Source organism: Variovorax sp. TLI9-5A, from assembly GCF_056867935.1.
In genome coordinates this window covers 81,430-97,490 of sequence record NZ_CP200310.1, presented here as the reverse complement: position 1 = coordinate 97,490, position 16,061 = coordinate 81,430, and the positions used below count along the sequence as shown (strand labels likewise).

Genomic DNA, 16,061 nt, shown 5'->3' with positions numbered 1-16,061 from the left:
AGGAGGGATGCAGTTCGCGGGACACCGCGGAACCGGCTTCGCCGGACCGCAGGTGTCTCCCCCTGCAAGGGGGTTGGCGCAGCACACGAAGTGCGCGAAGCCTGGGGGTGTGCTTACATCCTGCAGCCGCGAGCGGGGTCAGCGAGGCCCTTGATGGCCGTGCTCACCAGCTTGTTCTCCTTGCCCTCCACCTTGCGCAGGTAGATGTCCTGCACCGGGTTGTGCGACTTGCTCACGGTGAACGCGCCGCGCGGGCTGTCGATCTTCGCCTTCTCGACGGCGGCTGCGAACTCGGCCTTCTTCGAGATGTCGCCCTTGGTGGCGTTCAGGCCCACGCCCAGCATCTGGGCGGCGTCGTAGCCCTGCACCGCGTACACGTCGGGCTGCAGCTTGAACGACTTGGCGTAGGCCACGCGGAAGGCGTTGTCGCGCGCGGTGTTCAGGCCGTCGGCGTAGTGCAGCGTGGTCAGCATGCCCTGGGCCGATTCGCCCTGCGCGTCGAGCGTGCCGTCGGTCAGGAAGCCGGGGCCGTACAGCGGGATGGTCTTGTTCAGGCCGGCGGCCTGGTAGTCCTTGACGAACTTCACCGCGCCGCCGCCCGCGAAGAAGGCGTACACGGCGTCGGGCTTGGCCGCCGCGATCTCGGTCAGCAGCGCCTGGAACTCCACGTTGGGGAAGGGCAGGGTGAGTTGCTTGTCGACCTTGCCGCCGTTCTTCTCGAAGCCTTCCTTGAAGCCGGCGACCGACTCGTCGCCCGCCGCGTACTTCCAGGTGATGGTCATCGCCTTCTTCTTGCCCTGCTGCTTGGCCGCCACTTCGCCCATGGCGTAGGCCGGCTGCCAGTTGCTGAACGAGCTGCGGAAGATGTTGGGCGCGCACATCGGGCCCGTCACCGCGTCGGCGCCGGCATTGGGCACGATCAGCACGGTGCCGCTTTCCTTGGCCGCCTTGGCCATGGCCATCGCCACGCCGGAGTGCACGGTGCCGACGATCACGTCGACGTTGTCGCGCTTGATGAGCTTGTTGACGTTGTCGGTGGCCTTGGCAGGGTCGGACTCGTCGTCGACCTTGAAGTACTCGATCTCGCGGCCGGCGAGCTTGCCGCCCTGCTCGTCGACGTAGAGCTTGAAGCCGTTTTCGATGGCCACGCCCAGGGCGGTGTAGGTGCCGCTGTAGGGCAGCATCAGGCCGACCTTGAGCTTGCCTGTGCCTTGTGCGCCTGCAGCCGATGTGAGGGCAGCGAAGGCGATGGCCGTGAGGGCCACGCGGGCGGTGCGGATTGTCATGGTGTCTGTCTCCTGTTTTTGGTGATGAAGGACGTGGCCGCGACGATGACACGATCCGGCTGATCGCGATGCGGGGAATGCCCGCATTGAGGGATTTCGAGCAGCTCGCAACCACCGACGCGCGCGGCGATGCCGCGGATCTGCGCGAGGGTGCCGTACTCGTCGTCGATGCCCTGCATGGCGAGCACGGGGCAGCGGATGGTGTCGAGTTCGTTCTCGATGTTCCAGTCGCGAAAGGGCGGGTGCAGCCAGATCCGGTTCCAGCCCCAGAAGGCGGAGTCGGCGCTGTCGTGGTAGCGGCCCAGCTTCTGCGGCAGGTCGGTGCCGAGGTAGGCGGTGCGCGCGTTCTCGATGTTCGCCACCGTCACGTCCTCCACGAAGATGTGCGGCGCCAGCACCACGAGGCCCGCCACCTCGTCCGGAAAGCGCGAGGCGTACAGCAGCGAGATCGAACCGCCGTCGCTGTGGCCGAAGAGCCAGGGTTTCTGGTCGCTCAGGCCGAGCGCGGCGAAGAGGGCGGGCAGCACCTCGTGCGCCTGGCGGTGCATGAAGTCGACGTCCCAGACCTCGTCTTCCGCGCGCGGCGTGGAGCGGCCGTAGCCGGGGCGCGAGAACACGAGGCCGCGCACGCCGGCGGCTTCGCACAGCCGAGCGGGGAAGTCTTTCCACATCGCGACCGAGCCGAGGCCTTCGTGCAGGAACACGACGAGCGGGGCGCTGGTGCGCTCGGGGGCGATCCACTGGCATTCGATCTGCACGGTGCGGCCGCGCCAGTCGATGGTGGCGAAGTCGGGGTGGCTCGCGCCGTTGACGCCGGCGCTCATGGGTTTTGCTCCCTCTCCCTCTCCCGCGAGCGGGAGAGGGGACAACGCGGGGACGTCATGCCTGCCTTTCCTTCTCGCGCAGCCGGAACCGCTGGATCTTCCCCGTCGCCGTCTTCGGCAGCTCGGCCACGAATTCGAGAAAACGCGGGTACTTGTAGGGCGCGAGGCGTTCCTTGACGAATGCCTTGAGCTCGTCCTCGGTGGCCGCGCCCCCGTCCTTCAGCACCACGAAGGCCTTGGTCTTGGTCAGGCCGTCGGCGTCTTCCTTGCCGATCACCGCCGCCTCGAGCACGGCGGGATGCTGCATCAGCGTGGCCTCGACCTCGAAGGGCGAGACGTAGATGCCGCTGACCTTGAGCATGTCGTCGCTGCGCCCGGCGTAGGTGAAGTAGCCGTCGGCGTCGCGGGTGTACTTGTCGCCGCTCTTGGTCCAGCCGCCCTGGAATGTCTCGCGCGACTTCTCGCGGTTGGCCCAGTACATCAGCGCCGAACTCGGGCCGCGGATGTAGAGGTCGCCCACCTCGCCGTCGGGCACGGGGCGGCCGTCCTCGCCGCGCAGCTCGACCTCGTAGCCTTCCACCGGCCGGCCGGTGGTGCCGTAGCGCACGTCGCCGGGGCGGTTGGAAATGAAGATGTGCAGCATCTCCGTGGAGCCGATGCCGTCGATGATCTCGCAGCCGAAGTGCTGCTTGAAGCGCTGCGCGATCTCGCCCGGCAATGCCTCGCCGGCCGAGGAGCACATGCGCAGCGCCACCGCCTCGCGAGCGGGCAGCCTGGGCGAGGCGAGCATGCCCGCGAAGCCGGTGGGCGCGCCGAAGAACACGGTCGGCTTGTGCTCCACCCAGCGGCGGAAGGTGGCATCGGGCGTCGGGCGCTCTGCCATCAGCACCACGGTGGCACCCACCGAGAGCGGGAAGGTCAGCGCGTTGCCCAGGCCGTAGGCGAAGTACATCTTGGCGGCAGAGAAGCAGACGTCGTCCTCGGTCAGGCCGAGCACCGGCTTGCCGTAGAGCTCGGCCGTCCACCACAGGTTGGCGTGCGTGTGGACCGTGCCCTTGGGTTTGCCGGTGGAGCCGGAGGAATACAGCCAGAAGCCCGGGTCGTCCGATGCGGTGGTCACTGGCGCAGCCAGCGGTTCGACGGCGGCGAGCGCGGCGTCGAATTCCTGCGCGCCTTCGGGCAGCGCGCCGGTGGGCTGCGACACGAAGAGCGCCCGCACCTCGTGCCCGCCGCGCGACATCGCCTCCTGCAGCGTGGGCAGCAGCGCGCCCGAGACCAGCACCGCCTGCGCGCGGCTGTGGTCGAGCATGTAGGCGTAGTCGTCGGGCGTGAGCAGCGTGTTCACTGCCACCGGCACCACGCCGGCATAGAGGCTGCCGAGGAAGCTCACGGGCCAGTCGTTGCCGTCCAGCATCAGCAGCAGCACGCGCTCCTCGCGCCGGATGCCGGCGGCCTGCAGCGCGGCGGCCAGGCGGCGCGAGCGCTCCTCGAGCTGGCCGTAGCTCAGCGTGCCGCGGTCGTCGATGTAGGCAGTGCGGGCGGCGCGTTCGCGGTTGAGGTCGAACAGATGTCCGGCGAAGTTGAATCGTGGGGGTGGGGTCATGGTGTCTGTCTCCTTCGGCCGTGTTCTTTTCTCTAGAGGCCGAGCGCGGCGATGACGCCGGGGCTCGCCTGCACCGCCGCGCGGCGGTGATAGAAGTCGAGCGCGCGCAGTCCGCCCAGCTCGGCGCCGCCGCCCGCGCGGCCGGGGCCGCCGTGCAGCGACATCGGCATCACGTTGCCGTGGCCGGTTTGGGCCTGCGCCACCTCGGGGCTGATGATGTGCACACGGCCGTGGCTCGGGGCCACCGCCAGCGCGGCCTGCGCCAGCGCAGCGTCGTCGCTTCCATATATGGAGGTGACGAGCGAACCCTGGCCGCGATGCGCCAGCGCGATGCCGTGCGCGAGATCGCGGTAGGGCAGCAGCGTGGCGACAGGACCGAACACTTCCACGTCATGCACCTGCTGCGCGGCATCGGCGTCGCGCGCGCCCAGCAGCACAGGGCCGATGCAGGCGGCGACAGCCGGGTCGGCATCGACCAGGGGCTTGTTCCGGCCGTCATGCAGCACGGTGGTCTGGGCGGACAGCGCCGCCAGGCCTTCTCGCACCGAGCCGAGTTGCGCGCGGCTCACCAGCGAACCCATGCGCACGCTCTCGTTGCGCGGATTGCCGACGGTGATGCCCGCGAGCTTGGCGCCGATGGCTTCGGCCGCCGCGTCATAGAGCTCCGCCGGCACCAGGATGCGGCGGATGGCGGTGCATTTCTGGCCCGACTTCACCGTCATCTCGCGCACCACTTCGCGCACGAGCAGGTTGAAGGCGTCGCTGCCGGGCGTGGCGCCCGGCAGCAGCAGGGCGCTGTTGAGGCTGTCGGCCTCGATGTTCACGCGCACCGAGCGCTGCGCCACGGCCGGGTGCGATCGGATCACCGCCGCCGTCTCGGCCGAGCCGGTGAAGGAGGCTACGTCGAAGGGCTGTAGCGCATCCATCAGGCCGGCCGAGCTGCCGCACACGATGGAAAGCGCGCCGGCGGGCAGCTCGCCAGCATCGACCACGTCCTTCACCATGCGCTGCGTGAGCCAGGCGGTGGCCGTGGCGGGCTTCACGATCACCGGCACGCCCGAGAGCAGCGCGGGCGCGGCCTTCTCCCACAAGCCCCAGGAGGGGAAGTTGAATGCGTTGATGAAGAGCGCCACGCCCTGCGTCGGCACCTGCAGGTGCTGCGACTGGAACACCGGCTCCTTGCCGAGCTTCACCGCATCGCCATCGCGCAGCGCGCGCACGTCGCCGAGGCCGTCGCCCCATTTCGCGTACTGGCCGATCGTGAAGATCGCGCCGTCGATGTCCACGGCCGAGTCGTTCTTCACCGTGCCGGAGTTGGCGGTGGCGATCTCGTAATAGGCGTCACGATTGGCCTGCAGCACCTTCACGATGGCCGCGAGCAGCCCCGCGCGCTGGCGGTAGGTGAGGGCGCGCAGCGCGCTGCCGCCCTGTTCGCGGGCGAAGGCGAAGGCGGCCGGCAGGTCCAGGCCGGTGGCGTCGACGCGCGCGAGCTCGGTGCCCAGCACCGGGTCGAACAGCGGCGTGCCGGTGCTAGAACCGCTTTGCCAGCGGCCGGAGACATAGTTGGGAAGAAGCTCGGTCATTGGATGGGGTCTCGATGCGGGCAGATTCGGGAAACACCGCGGAACCGGCTTTGCCGGGCCGCTGGTGTTGCCCCCGGCGAGGGGGTTGGCGGCCACACGAAGTGGGCAAGCCTGGGGGAGTGCCTCATACGGTGAACTTGATCTGCCCTTCGGGCAAGAGATACAGGACGAGCGCGCGGCCCTGGGCCACGGTCGGGCGATGCGCGGTGCCGGGGCCATAGACGCACCAGCCCGCGGGCCGGCCGTCGAAGGTGGCGGCCGCGCCGTCGAGCGGCATGATCAGGTCGATCTCGCCGTTGGGATGCGTGTGGTGCGGGCCGGCGATGTCCTGCATGTCGACCACGTCGACCGAAAAGCGGTGCAGGGCGTCTTCGGCCTTGAAGACGCGGCCGTACCTGATGCCGCCGCCCTCGCGCTCGCAGAGCCAGCCTTCGGCGACGCCACCGATGCAGGCCTGGCGCAGCTGCTCGAAGCTTGCGCTGCCGGCGCCGTGGTGGGCGTTGAGCCACTGGTCGAGCGCGCCGTCCAGTGGTTTGCCGGCGATTTCGGCGGTCAGGCCGGCAATCAGCTGATGAAATGCTTCCTTGCCAGTGGTGGTGGTGCTGCTGTGGTCGGACATCGTGGGCCTCGAACTTATGGACTACCTTGCAGGATCACTGCGCGTGCAGTATCTTGCGTGTGGCCGAACAATAAGCATCGAGACAATGAGTGTCAAGCAATATAGTGCATCTATGGTGTTTACCCTGAGCGCGCACAATCCCGGCGAAGAACGAGGAATTGCATGAACGAGCATGTAGACGCGGCGCTGGCCGCCGCGCTGGAAAGCGGCAATGGCGGTAACGGCGCTGCGCCTGCCGGGGAGGCGAAGAATCCGCTGCTGGCGGCGCTGGGTGATCGCGTGCGCAACCTGCGCGCGCAGCGCGGCCTCACGCGCAAGGCGGTGGCCGTCGCGGCCGACGTGTCGGAGCGCCACCTGGCCAATCTCGAATACGGCATCGGCAATGCATCCATTCTGGTGCTGCAGCAAGTGGCCGGCGCGCTGCACTGCTCGCTGGCCGAACTGGTGGGCGACGTCACCACCAGCTCGCCCGAGTGGCTGCTCATTCGCGAACTGCTGGAGCACCGCAGCGAGGCCGATTTGCGCCGGGTGCGCGTGGCCATCGGCGAGCTGCTGGGCACCGCCTCGGTCGACCCGGCACGGCACCGGCGCATCGCGCTCGTGGGCCTGCGCGGGGCGGGCAAGTCGACGCTGGGGCAGATGCTGGCGGAAGACCTGGAGATCCCGTTCATCGAGCTCAGCCGCGAAATCGAGAAGCTCGCCGGCTGCAGCGTGCGCGAGATCCACGACCTGTACGGCACCAATGCCTACCGCCGCTACGAGCGCCGCGCGCTGGAAGAAGCGGTGCAGATCTACAGCGAGGTGGTGATCGCCACGCCCGGCGGCATCGTCTCCGACCCGGCCACCTTCAACGAGCTGCTCGCGCACTGCACCACCGTATGGCTGCAGGCCGCGCCCGAGGAGCACATGGGCCGCGTGGCAGCGCAGGGCGACACCCGCCCGATGGCCGCCAGCAAGGAAGCGATGGAAGACCTGCGCCGCATCCTGAACGGCCGCGCCGCCTTCTATTCGAAGGCCGACCTGTCGGTGGACACCAGCGGCAAGACGCTGCCGCAGAGCTTCCAGACCCTGCGGGCGGTGGCTCGACAGTCCATGGGAATGGCCTAGGCGCCTTTCGGCCTTCTGAAATCTGAAAAAAAGTGCAGCAGGCATTGACTTGCCTGCTTGCATGCAGCATGATGCATGTCATCGGAGCAGTAAAGTGCATTATCTTTCCTGTTCACGGTTTCCGAACACTGCCCCACAGGAGACTTCCGCATGACCGACACCACCACGCTCCAGGCGCCCCAGCGCGTCGACTACCGCACCGAACCCGGCCAGTACCGGCATTGGTCGCTGAGCTTCGACGGCGCCATCGCGCGCCTCGTGCTCGACATCGCGGAAGACGGCGGCATCCGCCCCGGCTACAAGCTCAAGCTCAACAGCTACGACCTGGGCGTGGACATCGAACTGAACGACGCCCTGAACCGCGTGCGCTTCGAGCACCCCGAGGTGCGCAGCGTGATCGTCACCAGCGGCAAGGACCGCATCTTCTGCTCCGGCGCCAACATCTTCATGCTGGGCGTCTCCAGTCACGCCTGGAAGGTGAACTTCTGCAAGTTCACCAACGAGACGCGCAACGGCATCGAGGACTCTTCGAAGCACTCGGGCCTGAAGTTCCTCGCGGCCGTCAACGGCGCCTGCGCGGGTGGCGGCTACGAGCTGGCGCTGGCCTGCGACGAGATCCTGCTGGTGGACGACCGCTCCTCCGCCGTCTCGCTGCCCGAAGTGCCGCTGCTCGGCGTGCTGCCCGGCACCGGCGGCCTGACCCGCGTGACCGACAAGCGCCACGTGCGCCATGACCTCGCCGACATCTTCTGCACCAGCGTCGAGGGCGTGCGCGGCCAGCGCGCGGTCGAATGGCGCCTGGTCGACGCCGTGGCCAAGCCCGCGCAGTTCGCCGCCGCCGTGCAGGAACGCGCCTCGCAGCTGGCCGCCGCTAGCGACCGCCCGGCCAATGGCAAGGGCGTGGCGCTGACCCGCCTGGAGCGCACCGACAGCGCCGACGGCATTTCGTACGCGAACGTCGATGTGCAGATCGACCGCAGCAAGCGCACCGCCACCATCACCGTGAAGGCGCCCACCGGCGCGCAGCCGTCGGACATCGCCGCCATCGAGGCAGCCGGCGCCGCATGGTGGCCGCTGGCGATGTGCCGCGAACTCGACGACGCCATCCTCAACCTGCGCACCAACGAACTCGACATCGGCACCTGGTTGCTCAAGACGGAGGGCGACGCCGCCGCGGTGCTCGCGTCGGACGCGGTGATGCTCGCCAACAAGGACCACTGGCTGGTGCGCGAAACCATCGGCGCGCTGCGCCGCACGCTGGCACGCCTCGATGTTTCCTCGCGCAGCCTGTTCGCGCTGATCGAATCCGGCTCCTGCTTCGCCGGCACGCTGGCCGAGCTGGCCTTCGCGGCCGACCGCACGTACATGCTCGCGCTGCCCGACGACGCCGACCGCGCGCCCAAGCTCACGCTCGACGAATTCAACTTCGGCTTCTTCCCGATGGTGAACGACCAGAGCCGCCTGCAGCGCCGCTTCTATGAGGAGGCCGCTCCGCTGGAAGCCGCGCGCGCCGCCGCCGGCAAGGCGCTCGACGCCGACGAGGCACTGAAGCTCGGCCTGGTCACCGCCGCACCCGACGACATCGACTGGGACGACGAGATCCGCATCGTCATCGAGGAGCGCGCCGCCATGTCGCCCGACGCGCTCACCGGCCTCGAAGCCAACCTGCGCTTCGCGAGCAAGGAGAACATGGCCACCCGCATCTTCGGCCGGCTCACCGCCTGGCAGAACTGGATCTTCAACCGCCCCAACGCCGTCGGCGAGAAAGGTGCGCTCAAGGTCTACGGCACCGGCCAGAAAGCCGGCTTCGACATGAACCGCGTCTGATAGCGCAGCCCCGCAAGAACCCAAGGAACAACGATGAGCACGATCAACTACAGCGAGAAGATCCCCAACAACGTCAACCTCGGCGAAGACCGCACGCTGCAGCGCGCGCTCGAAGGCTGGCAGCCCAACTTCATCAACTGGTGGGACGATGTGGGCCCCGAGGGCTCGACCAACCACGAGGTGTACCTGCGCACGGCGGTGAGCGTCGACCCGCAGGGCTGGGCCCAGTTCGGCCACGTGAAGATGCGCGACTACCGCTGGGGCATCTTCCTGAACCCGGGCGACGCCAACCGCGAGATCCACTTCGGCGACCACAAGGGCGAGAAGGCCTGGCAGGACGTGCCCGGCGAGCACCGCGCCAACCTGCGCCGCATCATCGTGACGCAGGGCGACACCGAGCCCGCGTCGGTGGAGCAGCAGCGCCACCTGGGCCTGACCGCGCCCAGCATGTACGACCTGCGCAACCTGTTCCAGATCAACGTCGAAGAAGGCCGCCACCTGTGGGCGATGGTCTATCTGCTGCACAAGCACTTCGGCCGCGACGGGCGCGAGGAAGCCGAGGCGCTGCTGCAGCGCACCTCGGGCGACGAGAACAACCCGCGCATCCTGGGTGCCTTCAACGAGCGCACGCCCGACTGGCTTGCGTTCTTCATGTTCACGTACTTCACCGACCGCGACGGCAAGTTCCAGCTCTCGGCGCTGGCCGAAAGCGCCTTCGACCCGCTGGCGCGCACCACGAAGTTCATGCTGACCGAAGAGGCGCACCACATGTTCGTGGGCGAAAGCGGCGTGTCGCGCGTCATCGCGCGCACCGCGCAGGTCATGAACGAGCTGAAGACCGACGACCCGCAGAAGGTGCGCGCGGCCGGCTGCATCGACCTGGGCACCATCCAGCGCTACCTGAACTTCCACTACAGCGTGACCATCGACCTGTTCGGCGCCGACCAGTCGAGCAACGCCGCCATCTTCTACAGCTCGGGCCTGAAGGGCCGCTACGAGGAGGGCAAGCGCACCGACGACCACGTGCTCAAGGGCCAGACCTACAAGGTGCTGGAAGTGAAGGACGGCCAGCTCGTCGAGAAGGACGTGCCGATGCTCAACGCGCTCAACGAAGTGCTGCGCGACGACTTCATCAAGGACTCGGTGGCCGGCGTGGGCCGCTGGAACAAGGTGCTGGAGAAGGCCGGCATCCCGACCCGCCTGGTGGTGCCACACAAGGCATTCAACCGCCAGATCGGCGCACTCGCGGGCATCAAGATGTCGCCCGAAGGCCGCGTGGTGAACGACATGGAATGGGCCGCCAAGCGCGACGAGTGGTTGCCCAGTGCCGAAGACTTCGCTTTCGTGGCATCGTTGATGGGCCGCGTGGTGGAGCCGGGCAAGTTCGCCGGCTGGATCTCGCCGCCGGTGATGGGCATCAACCGCCAGCCGGTGGATTTCGAGTACGTGCGGTTCGGTTGATTGGTATTGGGGTATGACTCCCTCTCCCCTTGGGGAGAGGGCGGGGGTGAGGGTGGCAGCGTCCCCACGACAAGCTGCTGCCCCCTCACCCTGACCCTCTCCCTAAGGGGAGAGGGAAAGGAGAAAGAACATGGACATGGCCGTTGAAGCCGGAGTCATCAAGCAGCACCTGATCGACCCCGAGATCTGCATCCGCTGCAACACCTGCGAGGCCACCTGCCCGGTCAACGCGATCACGCACGACGACAACAACTACGTCGTGCGCGCCGACGTCTGCAACGGCTGCATGGCCTGCATCTCGCCGTGCCCGACCGGCTCGATCGACAACTGGCGCACCATGCCGCTGGTGCGCGCGTATTCCATCGAGGAGCAGCTCACCTGGGAATCGCTGCCCGCCGAGCTCTCGCCCGAAGAGCTTGAGGCGGCCGGCGTGTCGGCCGAGGCCGCCGGCGGCGCTGAGGCTGCCGCGCCCGCGCAGACCCAGGCGCAGGCCCAGGCAGCGGTCGAGTCGCTGGAGCCGGCCTTCAACTCCGCGCAGTACGGCGCCACCGTGCCGCCCTGGTCGGCCGCGCATGCTTACACCAACCTCTTTCCGCCGAAGACGCCGACCACCGCCACCGTGGTGGGCAACTTCAACTGCACCGAGGCCGGCTTCGACAGCGAGACGCACCACATCGTGCTCGACTTCGGCGTGGTGCCGTTCCCGGTGCTCGAGGGCCAGTCGATCGGCATCGTGCCGCCGGGCGTGGATGCCATCGGCAAGCGCCACCATGCGCGGCAGTATTCGGTGGCCAGCCCGCGCAATGGCGAGCGCCCCGGCTACAACAACGTTTCGCTCACCGTGAAGCGCGTGACCGAGGACCACGAAGGCGAACCGGTGCGCGGCGTGTGCTCCAACTATGTGTGCGACCTCAAGGTGGGCGACACGGTGCAGGTGGTGGGGCCCTTCGGCTCCTCCTTCCTGATGCCGAACCACCCCAAGTCGCACATCGTGATGATCTGCACCGGAACCGGCAGCGCGCCCATGCGCGCCATGACCGAATGGCGCCGCCGGCTGCGCAAGAGCGGCAAGTTCGAGGGCGGCAAGCTGATGCTGTTCTTCGGCGCGCGCACGCAGCAGGAACTGCCGTACTTCGGCCCGCTGCAGTCGCTGCCCAAGGACTTCATCGACATCAACCTCGCGTTCTCGCGCACGCCGGGAAGCCCCAAGCGCTACGTGCAGGACCTGATGCGTGAGCGCGCCGCCGACCTGGCCGCACTGCTGAAGGACGGCGCCAGCCACTTCTACGTGTGCGGGCTCAAGAGCATGGAAGAAGGCGTGGTGCTCGCGCTGCGCGACGTGGCGAAGGATGCGGGGCTCGACTGGGACACGGTGGGCGCGGCGCTGAAGCGCGAAGGCCGCCTGCACCTCGAAACCTACTGAGCCGCGGCGAATGAAGTTCGCCGACTTCCACGCGGGCCAGGTCATCGAGGCCGGGCCCTATGTGCTCACCGAGGCCGAGCTTCTGCAGTTCGCGCGGGCCTACGACCCGCAGTGGTTCCACACCGACGCGGAAGCGGCGGCCGAGAGCCCCTTCGGCGGGCTCATTGCGAGCGGATGGCACACCTGCTCCATCGCGATGCGGCTGGTGGTGGAAGCAGCGCTGGCCGGTTCCGAATCCTTTGCCTCGCCGGGGCTGGAACACGTGCGCTGGCCCCACCCGGTTCGCCCGGGAGACGCGCTGCGGCTGGTGGCCGACGTGATCGAGGTGCGCCGCTCCGAAAAACGACCGACGCTCGGAATCCTGCGCTGGCGCTGGCGGCTCTTCAACCAGCGCGAGCTGATGATGCTCGATGCGGAGGTCACGAGCCTGTTCAAGCTCAAGCCGGCCGACTAGGCGACAGAACGTGAAAAGGCCCGCGGCGCTCCGGCACCGCGGGCCTTTGTCATCGGACTGCTGTCGTCGTTACTTCTTGATGTCGACAGCGCCCGAACCCTGGGCCTTGCCGTGAGCCTTCGCGCCGACGGCAGGCGCCTTCACCGCACCGCCGGCCGAGCCGACCGCACCGGTGGCGCCTTCGAGCGTGCCGCCCACGGTGTTGGTCACGCCGCCCACTGCGTTCGTCGCTCCGCCGACCGCATTCGTGGCGCCGCCCAGCACGCCGCCGACGGCATTGCCGGCCGTGCCTGTCGCGCCGCTGGCTGCACCGCCTGCGTTCGTGTTCGCGTTGGCCCCCGTATTGGCGCCGGTCGCCGCCGCCGCGCCGCCGCGCGTGCCGGTGCTGGAGCCCGAGGCATTCACGTCGGCATTGACGCCGACGCCGACCCCGACGCCTTGCGCCTGGGCAACGCCTCCGATGGCCAGCAGGCCTGCGAGCAGGGCGCCGAGGACGATGCGGTTGTGTTGCTGTTGTTGCTTCATGGGTGACTGTTCCTTTCGTAGCGTGGTCACGGTTTCATGAACCGACCGGGGTTCGATCGATTCGGGTGCAACCATGGCCGGGCCGCGATCTGTCGCCGTGTGCGCCATGTTCGCCCACGCGCGTGGGAACCGGCCGTCGGCGGAAACGGGGGCTTGTGCGTTAGGGCGCTGGATCGACGATGAGAGTGCGAAGGCGTCAGATGGCTGCGGAAAACGTCAGTTGGATGACCGATTGCACATCCTGCAACACTTCCGGGTGATCGTTACGGAAGTGGACATGAAGTGATTCGGTCGGCTGGCGGCGGTGAGGGCAAGAGCGGCCTGACGAGAGATGGGGCGATTTGTCGTTGTAGGCGCCACCAACCTCTTTAGGACGTCTTGAGTTTGATCGAGGTCTTGAGCGTTTGCAGTTGCCTTACTTGCCGCCGAAATCTGTTCTCGACTTGCGCGTACGCAGCCGCCTTGCTGATCAACGCGTCGGCAACCTTCAGATCCGCGCAGGCGTTTGATTTCTGCAAAGCCCGTGTCGCTTCCCATAACTCACGCTCGCGATGGGGTGGCACAGCTATCCGGCTACCGACGATCCTGACGCCTGTTACGAGCTTTGGCTCGTCTGGCGCGTACAGGCGAGCCCTGTGATATTCGAAGCCGTGACGGTAGATGATCTGCTTCGCTTCCCATAGAAAGCGAGCTGTAGCGTGTGTTCCTGACCAAGTCAGATCGTCTACGTAGTAGCTGTCTTTGATGTCGTGCGCGAGCGCATGCTCGTGGAGTTCATCGAACATCGGCTTCGCCGAGAAGAAGGCCAGCAACTGACTTACGCGGCTGCCAATTGCAAGGTGCCCACCTGCGGTGCAAAGCTTCGCGAGCAGACTTGCGACGTCGGGGCTGCATCCCATCGCGCCCTCAAAGAATCTGTAGACGCGCGCAGAAGAGACAGATGCATAGAACTTCTTGATGTCGAGCTTGAGAAGCCAAACAGATCCGACATGGACTTGCGCATTCGTAATGTAGGAACGCTCTTTGTGCCCGGAATGCATGTAATCTGGCTTCTCGAGCCTATCCAGCAGTTGAAAGAGTCGACGTTGGATGCTCTCTAGTGCAGGCTTCGGAACCTCCAAAGATCGCTCCTTATTGGCATGAACGGTTTTCCTGGGCCGGTAGTTGTCGGTCCGATTGACCAACGCTTGTAACCGAGACAAATCCCAAAAGAGGAGTTTTGCCAGCTTGCGTTTGCTCTCAAGTTTGTAGAGAGGGCTCTGATTGAGTGGATAGGTTTTTGCCGCGGACATGTTCACCTGTGCAAAGAGAACAACGCACCACTACAACCAAGCACCGCATGAGGCTGGCATCTCATGCGTCGAGTGCACGGATCAGGGGTCATCCGTAGCAAGCTCCCGATTTCAAGAAGCGCACAGATGAGTCTGATGACCCTTATGACGCACTGAACTATCAGGATGCTCATGCGCTTCCGCGATGCCCGCTGACGACTTGGGCGCCTACGCTTCTTCTTGGCCATTTCTTGGCTCCTTTCTCAAAGCGGACCTCGCGATATGCGAGGCCTCTCGTCAGCTCCGAGAAAAGTGGGAGAACGCCAGCAGTTTTTACCCCTGGGCCGCCAGTGTCGCTTCGACTCGTCAGAAGCGTGCGCTACCGAGGCACAACGAGCTTGCAAGACGCTCTCTTCCCTGATTGGAGGCCAATGCAAGCACGTGTGTCTAGCAGGTATCAGAAATCTTTCGATTTCCACGAGTCACGTTTTCGTGACTCCATTTTTGACTTAACACCCTTTAGCCCAAGCGAGAAGAAATCTACTCTTGCTCGGAATGCCACACAAGAGGGATTTCCTCCGCGATCGCAATTTAAAGCCTCTCTCTTCGAAGGGCTGGAAGCCATACTTCAGCAGAATAGATATTTATGCAACTCATAATGTTGCATGAAAAGAGACAGCAAGCTTTCAGCCGTTCTCCACGTGCTCCTGCACATGGCCGAGATGAAGACACCCGTCACCTCCGAGTCGCTCGCGGTCGCGATGTGCACGAATCCGGTGGTCGTGCGCCGTCTCATGGCCGGCCTGCGGCAGTCGGGGTTCGTGAGTTCGGCCAAGGGGCATGGCGGCGGGTGGGTGCTGTCGTGCACCTTGTCGGCCGTGACGCTGGGCGACATCCACAACGCCGTGGGCGCGCCCGCGCTGCTGGCCATGGGCAACCGCACCGAGAGCCCGGGCTGCATCGTCGAGCAGGCGGTGAACGCGGCGCTCGACGGCGTCTGCGACGAGGCCGAGGCGCTGCTGCTGCGGCGCTTCAACAGCATCACGCTGGCCGATCTTTCCAGGGACTTCCATCGCCGCATGACAGGCGGCGGCTTCACATTGAAGGACATCGAACATGCGTCATGACGCTCTGATCGTGGGCGGCAGCTTTGCTGGCCTTTCCGCTGCCATGCAGCTTGCACGGGCACGACGGAAGGTCTGCGTCGTCGACACCGGCGCACCGCGCAACCGCTTCGCCGCCGCATCTCACGGCTTCTTCGGGCAGGACGGCGTGCCGCCCTTGAAGATGATTGCGGATGCGCGCGAGAAGCTGCTTGCGTATCCGACCGTCGAGTTCGTCGAGGCCGCTGTGGTGGAAGCGGCCGCCGGCGAGGCGGGCGGATTCACCGTGTCGCTGAGCAACGGCGAACGCCGCTCGGCCGGCAAGTTGCTTCTGGCCTACGGCGTGCAGGACGGCCTGCCGGAGATTCCAGGCATCGGCGAACGCTGGGGCTCGCGCGTGCTGCACTGTCCCTATTGCCATGGCTACGAGTTCAGCGAGCGCCGGTTGGGCGTGCTCTATCACCACGGCGCGCTGCCGCCGGACCATGCACTGCTGATCGCCGAATGGGGCCCGACCACGCTCTTCCTGAATGGCGGCGAAGGGCCGGATGCCGAGGCGCGCGCGAAACTGCAGGCGCGTGGCGTGGTCATCGAACCCGGGCGCATCGCCGGCCTGGAAGGCGAGGCGAACGAATTGGCCGGCTTGCGCATCGACGACGGCAGGTTGGTGCCGATCGATGCGCTCTATGTGGCGCCGCGCACGCGGCCCGCTAGCCCGCTGGCCGAACGGCTGGGCTGCGCCTTCGACGATGGTCCGCTCGGCAAGGTGCTGCGCGTCGATGCGATGAAGATGACGACCGTGCCCGGCGTCTACGGCGCGGGCGATCTCGCGATGATGTTCTCCAACGCCACGTTGGCATCGGCGGACGGGCTGACGGCCGGCGTGTCGATGCACCGCTCGATGGTGTTCGACGCCTGAAATCACCCCGGCAAGGGGAAAAAAGAACTTTTTTCCGGGATCCGGAAGAATCCGCC

Annotated in this window: 14 protein-coding genes; 7 read left to right on the top strand and 7 right to left on the bottom strand. The window is 66.6% G+C overall.

Annotation, left to right across the window (positions count from 1 at the left end; genetic code table 11):
• Positions 1–113 precede the first annotated feature (113 nt).
• From AC1VNX_RS00485 to AC1VNX_RS00465, 5 genes are all read right to left on the bottom strand, one after another.
• Complete coding sequence (locus AC1VNX_RS00485) at positions 114–1,286, bottom strand: ABC transporter substrate-binding protein (protein ID WP_483154981.1); 1,173 nt, start codon at positions 1,284–1,286, stop codon at positions 114–116.
• Positions 1,283–2,110 (bottom strand): alpha/beta fold hydrolase, encoded by an 828-nt coding sequence (locus tag AC1VNX_RS00480; protein WP_483154980.1) that lies wholly within the window; start codon positions 2,108–2,110, stop codon positions 1,283–1,285. The genes AC1VNX_RS00485 and AC1VNX_RS00480 overlap by 4 nt, the downstream gene beginning before the upstream one ends.
• Before the next feature lie 55 nt (positions 2,111–2,165).
• Positions 2,166–3,713 (bottom strand): benzoate-CoA ligase family protein, encoded by a 1,548-nt coding sequence (locus AC1VNX_RS00475; RefSeq protein ID WP_483154979.1) that lies wholly within the window; start codon positions 3,711–3,713, stop codon positions 2,166–2,168.
• A 32-nt stretch (positions 3,714–3,745) separates the two neighbouring features.
• On the bottom strand, positions 3,746–5,296 hold the full coding sequence (locus tag AC1VNX_RS00470) for a 3,4-dehydroadipyl-CoA semialdehyde dehydrogenase (protein WP_483154978.1): 1,551 nt from the start codon (positions 5,294–5,296) through the stop codon (positions 3,746–3,748).
• A gap of 124 nt (positions 5,297–5,420) precedes the next feature.
• Positions 5,421–5,915, bottom strand: coding sequence for a DUF4863 family protein (locus AC1VNX_RS00465; RefSeq protein ID WP_483154977.1), 495 nt, complete (start codon positions 5,913–5,915; stop codon positions 5,421–5,423).
• A gap of 162 nt (positions 5,916–6,077) precedes the next feature.
• On the opposite strand from AC1VNX_RS00465, the gene AC1VNX_RS00460 reads away from it, so the two are divergent.
• From AC1VNX_RS00460 to AC1VNX_RS00440, 5 genes are all read left to right on the top strand, one after another.
• Positions 6,078–7,022 (top strand): helix-turn-helix transcriptional regulator, encoded by a 945-nt coding sequence (locus AC1VNX_RS00460; RefSeq protein WP_483154976.1) that lies wholly within the window; start codon positions 6,078–6,080, stop codon positions 7,020–7,022.
• 150 nt (positions 7,023–7,172) lie between these two features.
• A complete protein-coding gene (gene boxC, locus AC1VNX_RS00455; protein ID WP_483154975.1) occupies positions 7,173–8,849 on the top strand; it encodes a 2,3-epoxybenzoyl-CoA dihydrolase in 1,677 nt (558 codons plus the stop codon).
• A 33-nt stretch (positions 8,850–8,882) separates the two neighbouring features.
• Complete coding sequence (boxB, locus tag AC1VNX_RS00450; protein WP_093195708.1) at positions 8,883–10,310, top strand: benzoyl-CoA 2,3-epoxidase subunit BoxB; 1,428 nt, start codon at positions 8,883–8,885, stop codon at positions 10,308–10,310.
• 130 nt (positions 10,311–10,440) lie between these two features.
• Complete coding sequence (gene boxA / locus AC1VNX_RS00445) at positions 10,441–11,733, top strand: benzoyl-CoA 2,3-epoxidase subunit BoxA (protein WP_483154974.1); 1,293 nt, start codon at positions 10,441–10,443, stop codon at positions 11,731–11,733.
• 10 nt (positions 11,734–11,743) lie between these two features.
• On the top strand, positions 11,744–12,187 hold the full coding sequence (locus AC1VNX_RS00440; RefSeq protein WP_483154973.1) for a MaoC family dehydratase: 444 nt from the start codon (positions 11,744–11,746) through the stop codon (positions 12,185–12,187).
• Between the two features lie 69 nt (positions 12,188–12,256).
• Here the strand turns inward: AC1VNX_RS00440 and AC1VNX_RS00435 are convergent, their stop codons facing one another.
• Entirely contained in the window at positions 12,257–12,712 is a 456-nt protein-coding gene (locus AC1VNX_RS00435) for an adhesin (RefSeq protein WP_483154972.1), read from the bottom strand.
• Positions 12,713–13,080: 368 nt separating this feature from the next.
• Complete coding sequence (locus AC1VNX_RS00430) at positions 13,081–14,004, bottom strand: reverse transcriptase family protein (protein WP_483154971.1); 924 nt, start codon at positions 14,002–14,004, stop codon at positions 13,081–13,083.
• A gap of 644 nt (positions 14,005–14,648) precedes the next feature.
• On the opposite strand from AC1VNX_RS00430, the gene AC1VNX_RS00425 reads away from it, so the two are divergent.
• Entirely contained in the window at positions 14,649–15,110 is a 462-nt protein-coding gene (locus tag AC1VNX_RS00425) for an RrF2 family transcriptional regulator (protein WP_483154970.1), read from the top strand.
• Positions 15,100–16,005 (top strand): NAD(P)/FAD-dependent oxidoreductase, encoded by a 906-nt coding sequence (locus tag AC1VNX_RS00420; protein ID WP_483154969.1) that lies wholly within the window; start codon positions 15,100–15,102, stop codon positions 16,003–16,005. Before AC1VNX_RS00425 ends, AC1VNX_RS00420 begins: the two co-directional genes overlap by 11 nt.
• Positions 16,006–16,061: the final 56 nt, after the last annotated feature.